Source organism: Staphylococcus equorum, from assembly GCF_029024965.1.
Taxonomy (GTDB): Bacteria; Bacillota; Bacilli; order Staphylococcales; family Staphylococcaceae; genus Staphylococcus; species Staphylococcus equorum.
This window is the reverse complement of the sequence record NZ_CP118982.1, coordinates 1,615,314-1,627,979: the sequence shown is the minus strand read 5'-3', so window position 1 is coordinate 1,627,979 and position 12,666 is coordinate 1,615,314. Positions and strand designations below refer to the sequence as shown.

Below are 12,666 nucleotides of genomic sequence, written 5' to 3'. Positions count from 1 at the left end.
AATGTATAATGGTATTTTGCCTGTGTATAAAGAACGTGGTTTAACAAGCCACGATGTAGTATTTAAATTGAGGAAAATTTTAAAAACAAAAAAAGTTGGACATACTGGTACTTTAGACCCTGAAGTATCAGGCGTTTTACCTATATGTATTGGTGGTGCAACAAAAGTTAGTGATTACATCATGGATATGGGAAAATCTTATAAAGCGACTGTTACACTTGGAAGCAGTACAACTACTGAAGATCAAACTGGTGAAATCCTTGAGCAAACAACTATTGCTCAAGATGAAATTATAGCTCAGGACATTGATCAAATATTGAATCAATTTGAAGGAACGATTACTCAAATACCACCGATGTACTCATCAGTAAAAGTGAATGGGAAAAAATTATACGAATATGCAAGGAATAATGAAGAAGTAGAAAGACCAGAGCGACAAGTTAATATTATACAAATTAAACGCACATCAGAACTTCGCTTTGAAGACGAAAGTTGCCATTTCGATATTTTAGTTGAATGTGGCAAAGGAACATACATCAGAACTTTAGCGACAGATATTGGAAAAGCCTTAGCATTTCCAGCCCATATGTCAAAATTAACTAGAATTCAAAGTGGTGGGTTTGATTTAGAGGAGAGTCTCACACTCAATGACGTTGCAGAATTACATGAGCATGACACGTTACAAGAAAAGTTATTTCCTATAGAATATGGGTTAAAAGGTTTAAAACAAATTTTGATTTCAGATGAAATAGTAAAAAGCAAAATTTTAAACGGCCAAAAATTTTATAAAAAAGAATTCACAGAAGCAATAGATACGATAGTGGCATTAGTAGATGTTACAGACAATAAAGTCTTAGCAATTTATGCACCACATCCTGAAAAAAATGACGAAATTAAGCCTAAGAAGGTATTTAACTAAAGGAGAAATACGCATGAAAGTGATAGAAGTAGCTCATCCAATTCAAGAAGATCAATATATAACGGAAGACGTTGCCATGGCTTTTGGTTTTTTTGATGGCATGCATAAGGGACATGCGAAAGTATTTGATACTCTAGAGCAAAAAGCAAAATCATCCAATTTAAAAAAAGCTGTGATGACGTTTGATCCTCATCCTTCGGTAGTTCTAAATCCTGAACGGAAACGTACTGATTATTTAACACCAATACAAGATAAAGTTGAAATATTAGAGTCTTATGGCATAGATTATTGTATTGTTATTAACTTTTCTTCAAAATTTGCCAATGTACCCGCTGAAACTTTTATAGAAGAATATATTATAAAAAATAATGTAAAAGAAGTAATAGCTGGTTTTGATTTTACATTTGGTAAATTTGGAAAAGGTAATATGATGATATTAAATGAAATGACTGAATTTAATACGACAGTTGTAAGTAAACAAGAAATAGAATCCGAAAAAATTTCCACGACGGAAATTAGAAAATCGCTTAAAACAGGCGACTTGCAAAAGGCTAATGAAGAATTAGACTATCTCTACCGCATTAAAGGAACAGTAGTACAAGGTGAAAAACGTGGCAGAACAATTGGATTTCCAACAGCAAACGTTCAACCTAGTGGTGATTATGTATTGCCTAAAAATGGTGTTTACGCAGTTAGTATGGAAATCGGGGCAAATAAAAAAGTTTATAGAGGTGTGGCCAATGTGGGTGTAAAACCTACATTTCATGATCCTTCTAAAGCACAAGTAGTTATAGAAGTGAATTTATTTGATTTTAACGAAAATATTTACGGCGAGCGTGTCACTGTATTTTGGCATCATTATTTAAGACCAGAAATTAAATTTGATGGGATAGATCCTTTAGTAGAACAAATGAATAAAGATAAAGAAAAAGCAAAATACTTATTATCGGTTGATTTTGGAGACGAAATATCATATAATATTTAAGTCGAATGTGTTTTACACATTTAAGGCACCTTTATCTTGGCAGTCCGAGTCTCCAACGGTTCGCTCGGTTAAAGGCGCATAAAAATAAAAGGAGGAAATTGACTATGGCAATTTCACAAGAACGTAAAAATGAACTAATTAAAGAATATCGTACACACGAAGCGGATACTGGGTCACCAGAAGTACAAATCGCTGTGTTAACTGAAGAAATCACTACATTAAACGAACATTTACGTCAACACACGAAAGATCACCATTCACGTCGTGGACTATTAAAAATGGTAGGTCGTCGTAGACATTTACTTAACTATTTACGTGACAAAGATGTACAACGTTACCGTGAATTAATTAAATCATTAGGTATCCGTCGTTAATTTTAATATGGATATTGATAGGGAAAGAACCTTTAGGGTCCTTTCCCTTTTTTATAATCTAGAAAGCATATTATTTAAAAAGTAATATACTAATATAAAATTTTTCTGAGAAATGATATGATATAACTAATAGATATATGAGAGGAGATTCGTAATGTCTCAAGAGAAAAAAGTTTTTAAAACTGAATGGGCAAATAGATCATTAACGATTGAAACAGGGCAACTTGCTAAACAAGCTAACGGTGCTGTGTTAGTTCGTTATGGTGATACAGTAGTATTATCTACTGCAGTAGCTTCAAAAGAACCACGCGATGTTGACTTTTTCCCATTAATGGTAAATTATGAAGAAAAAATGTATGCAGCAGGTAAAATTCCTGGTGGGTTTAAAAAACGTGAGGGACGTCCAAGTGACGAAGCAACATTAACTGCGCGCTTAATCGACAGACCAATTCGTCCACTTTTCCCTAAAGGATATAAACATGATGTACAAATCATGAATACCGTATTAAGTGCTGATCCTGACTGTTCTCCAGAAATGGCAGCAATGATAGGTTCATCTATGGCACTTAGTGTCTCGGACATTCCATTCCATGGGCCAATTGCTGGTGTAAACGTAGGTTATGTTGATGGTGAATACGTGATTAACCCAACTGTTGCACAGAAAGAAGTGTCGCGTCTTGACTTAGAAGTAGCTGGACACAAAGATGCTGTAAATATGGTTGAAGCAGGGGCAAGTGAAATTACTGAAAGTGAAATGCTTGAGGGAATCTTCTTTGGTCATAATGAAATACAACGTTTAGTTAATTTCCAGCAAGAAATTGTTGATCACATCCAACCAGTGAAAAAACCATTTACACCCGTTGAACAAGACGAAAAGCTTGAAGACAAAGTGAAACAGCTTACTGAAGCCAATGGTTTAAAAGAAGCTGTATTAACGTTTGACAAACAACAACGTGATATCAATCTTGACACATTAAAAGAAAAAGTCGTTGCAGAATTTATTGATGAAGAAGATGCTAATAATGCTGAACTAATTAAAGATGTTCATGGCATTTTAAATAGTTTAGTAAAAGAAGAAGTAAGAAGATTAATCGCTGAAGAAAAAATCAGACCTGATGGCCGTAAATCAAATGAAATTCGTCCACTAGAATCAGAAGTTGGCGTCTTACCACGAGTACATGGTTCTGGTTTATTTACACGAGGTCAAACACAAGCACTATCTGTGTTAACATTAGGTTCAATGAGCGAATATCAAATTCTTGATGGTCTTGGTGAGGAACAACAAAAACGTTTCATGCATCATTACAATTTCCCTAATTATTCAGTTGGTGAGACAGGTCCAGTTCGTTCTCCAGGACGTCGTGAAATTGGACACGGTGCTTTAGGTGAACGTGCATTGAGTCATGTGATTCCAGATACTAAAGATTTCCCTTATACTGTAAGAATTGTGAGTGAAGTATTAGAATCAAATGGTTCATCTTCACAAGCGTCAATTTGTGGTTCTACGTTAGCGTTAATGGATGCAGGTGTTCCTATTAAAGCTCCAGTAGCAGGTATTGCTATGGGATTAGTAACACGTGATGATAGTTATACTATTTTAACGGATATTCAAGGTATGGAAGATGCTTTAGGTGACATGGACTTTAAAGTAGCAGGTACGCCTGAAGGCATCACTGCAATACAAATGGATATTAAAATTGATGGTTTAACAAAAGAGATTATTAGAGAAGCTTTAGATCAAGCACGAGAAGGTCGTTTAGCTATTTTAGATCATATGTTACAGACAATTGATACAACACGCAGTGAGTTAAGTGCATTTGCACCTAAAGTCGTTACGATGACAATCAAACCTGAAAAAATCAGAGATGTTATTGGTCCTGGTGGTAAGAAAATCAATGAAATCATTGATCAAACAGGTGTGAAACTTGATATTGAACAAGATGGTACAATCTTTATAGGTGCTGTTGATAAAGATGCAATCGCCGAAGCGCGTAGTATCATAGAAGACATTACACGTGAAGCTGAAGTTGGCCAAGTATATGAAGGCAAAGTAAAACGTATCGAAAAATACGGTGCATTTGTTGAATTATTCCCTGGTAAAGATGCTTTAGTTCATATTTCACAAATTGCAAATGAACGTATTGATAAAGTAGAAGATGTATTGAAAATTGGAGATACATTTAAAATAAAAGTAACAGAAATTGATAAACAAGGTCGCGTGAATGCGTCTCATAAAGTACTTTTATCAAATTAATATAAAATAAAAAATCGAATTTTATTAGAAACTAGTAAATGATATGAATCGCGTTACGATAGAATGTTTCCTGTTCTATTTTAATCGGTTTTCATATTAGAGTATACTGGTTTCTTTTTTTATTTAATTCCAATGCAAATAGTAGTTAGAATCATTCCATGAATAATGGAATACATAAGTTTATAAGACTAAAGTTTAATTTTTGGTAAATTCATAGTGTCTATTGTAGTAAAAGCGTGAATATGAAAATATCGAAGATTTATAAGTAATTGTTTATTTATTGATATCAATCCCAAACTATTTATAGTAATTACTTTAATAGTGTACATAAAGCCTATTTTAACTTATAATATACTATGAGTTTATATATGGACGGGAATTTAAATAGGAGGTAACATTTTGAGTTTAATAAAGAAAAAAAATAAAAATATTCGTATAATTCCACTTGGCGGAGTTGGAGAAATTGCGAAAAATATGTATGTCGTTGAAGTAGACGATGAAATGTTTATGTTAGATGCAGGACTGATGTTCCCAGAAGATGAAATGCTAGGTGTGGACATTGTAATTCCTGACATTCAATATGTGATTGAGAATAAAGATAAATTAAAAGGTATATTTTTAACGCACGGGCACGAACACGCTATCGGAGCTGTCACATATGTATTAGAACAAGTAGATGCGCCTGTGTATGGTTCTAAACTGACAATTGCGTTAATTAAAGAAAATATGAAAGCACGTAATGTTAATAAAAAAGTAAGATATTATACAGTGAATAATGAATCAGTTATGCGTTTTAAAGGAGTAAACATTACATTTTTCAATACAACGCATAGTATTCCAGACAGTTTAGGCGTATGTATTCATACATCATATGGTGCTATCGTTTATACAGGCGAATTTAAATTTGATCAAAGTCTACAAGGTCATTACGCACCAGACTTGAAAAAAATGACTGAAATAGGCGAAGCGGGTGTGTTTGCGCTTATCAGTGATTCGACTGAGGCAGAAAAACCAGGTTATAATACACCAGAAAATGTAATTGAATCACATATGTATGATGCATTTACTAAAGTAAAAGGCAGATTGATTGTTTCTTGTTACGCATCGAACTTTATCCGCATTCAGCAAGTATTGAATTTGGCTCAGAGGTTGAATAGAAAAGTTTCTTTCCTAGGCCGTTCATTAGAGAGTTCATTTAATATTGCTAGAAAGATGGGCTATTTTGATATTTCTAAGGACTTATTAATTCCAATTAATGAAGTTGAAAATTATCCTAAAAATGAAGTTATTATTATTGCAACTGGTATGCAAGGTGAACCAGTAGAAGCATTAAGTCAAATGGCTCAAAAGAAACATAAAATAATGAATATTGAACAAGGGGATTCTGTTTTCCTAGCAATTACTGCTTCTGCAAGTATGGAAGTTATCGTTGGTAACACGCTAAATGAATTAGCGCGTGCTGGTGCAGAAATCTTACCTAGTAGTAAAAAAATACACACTTCAAGTCATGGTTGCATGGAAGAATTGAAGATGATGATTAATATTATGAAACCAGAATACTTTATACCAGTAAATGGTGAGTTTAAAATGCAAATTGCTCATGCAAAATTAGCGAATGAATCAGGTGTACAACCTGAGAAAATCTTCCTTGTGGAAAAAGGTGATGTCGTTAACTATGATGGTGACGAAATGATTTTAAATGAAAAAGTAAATTTTGGTAATGTACTTATCGATGGTATAGGTGTTGGAGACGTAGGAAATATCGTTCTGAGAGATCGTCATTTATTAGCAGAAGATGGTATCTTTATTGCGGTCGTAACACTTGATCCGAAAAATAGACGAATTGCAGCCGGACCAGAAATTCAATCTAGAGGTTTCGTTTATGTTAGAGAAAGTGAAGCTTTATTAAATGAAGCTGAAGAAAAAGTACGTGAAATCGTTGAACTAGGACTACAAGAGAAACGAATTGAATGGTCTGAAATCAAACAAAGTATGCGTGATCAAATTAGCAAATTATTATTTGAAAACACGAAACGTCGTCCAATGATCATTCCAGTTATTTCTGAAATTTAATAGTTTCCATACTAAACAAAGAGGTTAAGACAAACGCTTAGGTAAACATATTTAAAAGTAGATTGCAGTTGATTGTTATATCTTAAATATGACATGCAAGCAACCTTTAAATCCACTCAAAGCGAATATTGTCTTACCTCTTTTGTGTTATTATAGAATACAAATAAACTTTTATTATACAATCATACTTATATAATAAAAGCTAAATACATATTATTTACGATAAATAAAAGTGATTCACATAAGAATCAATGGGTATATAATTAAAATGAAATTGAAATCAGAGTTAGAAAAGTAGGTGTGGAACGTGGCACAAACAAAAAAGAGAACTACAACTAAGAGAAAACCAACAAATACAAGAAAAAAAACAACAAATAAAAAGAAAAAACAAAGCGACAGTCCTATAAGATATGTTTTTGCTATTATCGTCTTTGTATTAATTGTACTAGGCGCGTTTCAGCTTGGTATTATTGGAACAATGATAGATAGTTTCTTGAATTATTTATTTGGTAATAGCCGTTACTTAACTTATATATTACTATTTATAGGTACAATATTTATTACTTATTATAAAGCTTTACCAAAGACAAGACGTACAGTTGGTGCTTTTATATTACAATTAGCACTACTATTAGTGACGCAAATCTTTTTTTACTTTACTAATAATGCACAAGCTCAACGGGAACCAGTATTGTCATTTGTCTATAAGGCTTATGAACAGACAAACTTTCCTGATTTTGGTGGAGGATTAATAGGATATTACTTATTAACTTTATTCACGCCTTTAATTTCTATTATTGGTATTATTATTGTGACAATTTTATTGATGGCTTCAAGTGCAATTTTACTTTTAAAACAAAGTCATCGTGATGTGTCGAAAATCGTATTTGAAAAGATGAAAGTTAAAGGTCAAGATGCTTCAGTAAACTTAAAAGAAAAAAGAAAACAAAATAGAATTAAGAAAGATGCTAAAGCGCGTGTGAAAGCAGAGAAAAAAGCTGAATTACAAGCACAACAAGCTGCTACTCAGGATAAAGCCAATAATGAAGTTAAAGATGTAAGTGATTTACCTGAAGTTTCAAATTTAACTGCAGAACAGCAACAATCCATACCTATATATGGACATGGTGATAACGATGATGATAGCGCTCAACCTACCGAAAATAAAAATTATAAACGTAGCCAACGTAATCTAAATCAAGAAGACACCAATGGACAAATATCATCACAACAAAATTCTAAAGAGGAACAAGCTTCATTAGATCAGTTGATAGATGAATCTGAACAACCATTAGATGAAGATGGTGCAAATTCCATATCTGAAGCAGGTGAAGTTGAAAACGAAGCATATACAATACCGCCGCTTTCTTTGCTTAATCAACCTGCCAAGCAAAAAGCTACATCTAAGGCAGAAGTACAAAAAAAAGGACAGTTACTAGAAACAACACTCAAAAACTTTGGTGTGAATGCAAGGGTGACTCAAATAAAAATTGGTCCAGCAGTCACGCAATATGAAATACAACCTGCGCAAGGTGTGAAAGTAAGTAAAATCGTTAATTTACATAATGATATTGCTTTAGCACTTGCTGCGAAAGATATCCGTATAGAAGCGCCAATACCTGGACGGTCAGCTGTCGGTATAGAAGTGCCGAATGACAAGGTCTCGCTTGTTTCATTAAAAGAAGTATTAGATGAGAAGTTTCCTGCTAAAAACAAATTAGAAGTTGGATTAGGTAGAGATATTTCGGGTGATCCAATTACAGTTGAATTAAATAAAATGCCTCACTTACTCGTAGCAGGTTCAACTGGTAGTGGTAAGTCAGTTTGTATTAACGGTATTATTACAAGTATTTTACTTAATGCTAAGCCACATGAAGTAAAACTTATGTTAATTGATCCAAAAATGGTAGAGTTGAATGTATATAATGGTATACCTCATTTGCTTATACCTGTTGTGACAAATCCACATAAAGCATCACAAGCACTAGAAAAAGTAGTTGCTGAAATGGAAAGACGTTACGATCTATTCCAACATTCTTCAACTAGAAACATTGAAGGCTACAACGAAGCAATTAAACGACAAAATAAGGAACTAGAAGAGAAAAAATCTGAGTTACCGTATATAGTGGTGATTGTTGATGAATTAGCAGATCTAATGATGGTTGCAGGTAAAGATGTGGAAAATGCAATCCAACGTATTACTCAAATGGCACGTGCAGCAGGTATTCATTTAATTATTGCAACGCAACGCCCATCTGTAGATGTTATAACTGGTATAATCAAAAATAATATTCCATCAAGAATCGCTTTCGCTGTGAGTTCACAAATTGACTCTAGAACGATTATAGATAGTGGCGGTGCAGACAAGTTACTAGGTAAAGGTGATATGTTATATGTTGCAAATGGTGGTTCTACGAGAACACGTGTGCAAGGTGCATTTTTAAGCGATCAAGAGGTACAAGATATTGTTAATTATGTGGTTGAACAACAAAAAGCGAACTATGTTAAAGAAATGGAACCAGATGCACCAGTTGAAAAATCAGAAATGAAGAGTGAAGATTCACTTTATGATGAAGCATATATATTTATAATTGAACAACAAAAAGCAAGTACATCCTTGTTACAAAGACAGTTTAGAATTGGTTATAATCGAGCTTCAAGATTGATGGATGATTTAGAACGGAATCAAGTTATTGGACCACAAAAAGGTAGCAAACCTAGACAGATACTTGTGGATTTAGATAGTGATGAGGTGTAATTATGGAACTTACTTCTGTGTATAAAGTTAAAGAGTGGATGATTCAACAAATTAAAGAAGGTAAATTGAGTCCTGGAGAGCCATTGCCAAGTAATTTAGCAGTGGCTAGAACACTAAATGTTAAAACAGATGACGTTTACGATGCTGTGGATGAATTGATTACAGAGCAAGTATTATCTAATAATTTAGAGGAAGGTGCGAGTGTTAAATCACTGCACCCATTCTTCTATCCTTTAGGTGAACTTGTAAGTATTAGTCAAATGATAGAGCAACAAGGCTTTAACGCTAGAACAGAATTTATAAGCTTAGATGAAAAACCGGCTACTTCATTGGATGCATTAAGATTAAACATTCCTGATAAAGCTTCTGTGACCATTATAGAGCGTGTGAGACTCGCAGATCGACAACCAGTAGTATATTGCTTAGATAAAGTGCCTGCTGATGATTTAACGTGTGCCCAGTATCAAAACAGTGATGAATCTTTATTAAATGCGATTGAAGCTTATGCTAATAAAAAAGTTGCCTATGCAAATACAGAAATAGAGGCCATAAGTTATGAACCTCATATCTCGGATGTGCTAGATGCATCACCGCATGAAGGGCTCATGCTTTTGAAATTAATACATTATGATAATGATGATAATCCAATACTTTATTCTTTTAATTATTTCAAAAGTAGTTTAGTAAAATTTAAAACGGTTAGAAATAGAATATAAAAACAAAATTATGAAAGCGAGGCATGACAATTTGAAGATAGATAAACAGCAAAATGACTTGCATATAAAAGTAATGCCAACAACAAAATTTAAAACAACCACAATCACATTGAAATTTATGGCGCCATTAGATAGCGAAACAATGACAGCACGTTCACTATTGAGCAAAGTACTCGTTCGTGCGACAAAACAATGGCCAACGGATAAAGCATTTAACCAACACTTATCACAATTATATGGTGCATACGTTAACAGTTTTATTTCGAAATTCAAAGACAAGCATGTAATTACAATATCTTTAGAAATCGTAAATGAACGTTATTTAAAAGATCAAACACCATTATTTGAAAAGGGTTTGGATCTACTAAAAGAAATGATTTGGAACCCGTTAATTACAGATGGTGAATTTGATGAAACTTTTGTTGCACAAGAAAAATCGTTATTAACAAAAAAATTAGATGCTATAGTTGATAATAAATCACAAATTGCATTTTTAAACTTACTGAAAAATATGTTTGGAGACCAACCTTATCGCCATATAGCGTCAGGGCAAGTAGAATACATATCAGGCATAACACCTAAAAATTTATATCATACATATCAATCTATGCTAAAAGATGACTACTGCGCGGTTTATGTAGTAGGTAACGTAGATGAGCAAGCAGTGAAATCACAAATTCAATCATATTTTGATCTTAAACCTTTTCAATTTGAATTATCACATGCAGTGCCAAAGCCAAAATCACATCATTTACCACAAGAAATTATTGAAACAGATATAGTGGATCAAGCCAAACTAAATATGGGATATAAATTCCCAGCACAATATGGAGATTCACAATACTTTGCTATGGTCGTGTTAAATGTCATGTTTGGTGGAGATCCTTCCTCCGTATTATTTAATGAAGTACGTGAGAAGCAAAGTTTAGCTTATTCGATACACTCTCAAATGGATGCTAAAAATGGTTTTATGTTTGTACTTAGTGGCGTTTCAGCAGATAAATATGAAATAGCTAAAGATACAATAATAGCTGAATTTGAAAAATTTCAACATGGTGAGTTTGATGACGATAAATTAGAGCTAGCGAAAAAAGTGATTATTTCACAACGTCAAGAATCTCATGATAGACCGAAAAGTATTATTGAAATATTAAATAATAATATATTACTTGATGAAGATATGTCAGAAACTAGTTTTATTGAAGGTATACAAAATGTATCTAGAACAGATATTCAGCAATTAGCACAAGAAACAATATTAGATACGATTTACATTTTGACGAAAGGAGGTAATGACTGATGAATGAAAAATATTATAAACAAATAGACGAAAAAGTTTATGAAGCGGAGTTAAATAATGGTCTCAAGTTATTTATTATTCCGAAAAAAGGATTTCAAAAAACCTTCGTAACTTATACAACACAATTTGGTTCATTAGATAATAAATTTAAACCACATGGTAGTGATACATATGTCACAGTTCCAGATGGCGTGGCACACTTTTTAGAACATAAATTATTTGAAAATGAAGAAGAAGACTTATTTACTGCTTTTGCAGAAGACAATGCTCAAGTTAACGCATTTACGAGCTTCGATCGAACAAGCTATCTATTCAGTGCTACCGATAATGTAGACCGCAATATCAAACGCTTATTAACAATGGTAGAAACGCCTTATTTTACTAAAGAGACGGTTGATAAAGAAAAAGGAATCATTGAAGAAGAAATTAAAATGTATCAAGAACAACCTGGTTATAAATTAATGTTCAATACATTAAAAGCTATGTATGAAACACATCCGATTCGTGTGGATATTGCAGGCAGTGTTGAAAGCATTTATGAAATAACTAAAGATGATTTATATCTATGTTACGAAACATTCTACCATCCATCGAACATGGTGTTATTTGTTGTAGGTGATGTAGATGCAGAGCACATTTATGAAGTCATTGCTGAGCACGAAAATAAAAGAGATAAAGTGAATCAACCACAAATTGTCAGAGATGCTTTAAATGAAAAAAGTGAAGTTAATGAATTCAATGTAACAGAATCTATGAAACTTCAATCCCCAAGGTTAATGCTTGGTTTTAAAAACGAAACTTTAAAAAATGAACCTAACGAAGCCTATGTTAAACGTGATTTAGAAATGACACTATTTTATGAAATGGTGTTTGGTGAAGAGACAGATTTTTATCAAACGTTGCTCAATCAAGATTTAATAGATGAAACATTTGGTTATCAATTTGTTTTAGAACCAACCTATAGCTTTTCAGTTATCACGAGTGCAACACAATACCCTGATAAATTGAAAGCACTATTATTAGAGGAATTAGAAAACACACAAGGTAAACTAAGTGATGCAGAGGCCTTTAACTTATTAAAAAAACAATTTATTGGAGAATTTATCTCAGGTTTAAATTCTCCAGAGTATATTGCTAACCAATACACAAAACTTTATTTTGAAGGCGTAAGTTTATTCGACTTATTAGACATTGTTGAGAGTATCACTTTAGATAGCGTGAACGAAACAGCAAATACATGTTTAAATCTAACGCAAGTTGTAGATAGTCGTTTGGAGATGAAATAAA

General features: G+C 33.0%; 8 protein-coding genes and 2 pseudogenes. All 10 read left to right on the top strand.

The genetic code is table 11. The features are described from left to right. Position 1: 1 nt before the first annotated feature. The 10 genes and pseudogenes from truB (at position 2) to yfmH (ending at position 12,665) form a co-directional block, all read left to right on the top strand. Positions 2–919: a tRNA pseudouridine(55) synthase TruB gene (truB, locus tag PYW44_RS07895; protein WP_002507841.1), complete on the top strand. Its 918-nt coding sequence runs from the start codon at positions 2–4 to the stop codon at positions 917–919. A gap of 13 nt (positions 920–932) precedes the next feature. Continuing rightward, complete coding sequence (gene ribF / locus PYW44_RS07890; RefSeq protein WP_002507840.1) at positions 933–1,904, top strand: riboflavin biosynthesis protein RibF; 972 nt, start codon at positions 933–935, stop codon at positions 1,902–1,904. A 104-nt stretch (positions 1,905–2,008) separates the two neighbouring features. Further along, positions 2,009–2,278, top strand: coding sequence for a 30S ribosomal protein S15 (gene rpsO, locus PYW44_RS07885; RefSeq protein ID WP_021338745.1), 270 nt, complete (start codon positions 2,009–2,011; stop codon positions 2,276–2,278). Between the two features lie 154 nt (positions 2,279–2,432). Beyond that, the gene (pnp, locus tag PYW44_RS07880; protein WP_021338746.1) at positions 2,433–4,532 is read left to right on the top strand and encodes a polyribonucleotide nucleotidyltransferase; all 2,100 of its coding nucleotides are present in this window, start codon (positions 2,433–2,435) and stop codon (positions 4,530–4,532) included. 399 nt (positions 4,533–4,931) lie between these two features. After that, the gene (gene rnjB / locus PYW44_RS07875) at positions 4,932–6,605 is read left to right on the top strand and encodes a ribonuclease J2 (protein WP_046465284.1); all 1,674 of its coding nucleotides are present in this window, start codon (positions 4,932–4,934) and stop codon (positions 6,603–6,605) included. A gap of 307 nt (positions 6,606–6,912) precedes the next feature. Next, positions 6,913–7,738: pseudogene (locus PYW44_RS13395) on the top strand (DNA translocase FtsK 4TM domain-containing protein); the annotation flags it as partial. A gap of 179 nt (positions 7,739–7,917) precedes the next feature. Continuing rightward, positions 7,918–9,363: pseudogene (locus tag PYW44_RS13390) on the top strand (DNA translocase FtsK); the annotation flags it as partial. A gap of 2 nt (positions 9,364–9,365) precedes the next feature. Next, positions 9,366–10,079 (top strand): GntR family transcriptional regulator, encoded by a 714-nt coding sequence (locus PYW44_RS07865; RefSeq protein WP_021338749.1) that lies wholly within the window; start codon positions 9,366–9,368, stop codon positions 10,077–10,079. 10 nt (positions 10,080–10,089) lie between these two features. Next, the gene (yfmF, locus tag PYW44_RS07860) at positions 10,090–11,379 is read left to right on the top strand and encodes an EF-P 5-aminopentanol modification-associated protein YfmF (protein ID WP_031265898.1); all 1,290 of its coding nucleotides are present in this window, start codon (positions 10,090–10,092) and stop codon (positions 11,377–11,379) included. Next, the gene (yfmH, locus tag PYW44_RS07855; RefSeq protein WP_021338751.1) at positions 11,379–12,665 is read left to right on the top strand and encodes an EF-P 5-aminopentanol modification-associated protein YfmH; all 1,287 of its coding nucleotides are present in this window, start codon (positions 11,379–11,381) and stop codon (positions 12,663–12,665) included. Before yfmF ends, yfmH begins: the two co-directional genes overlap by 1 nt. Position 12,666 lies beyond the last annotated feature (1 nt).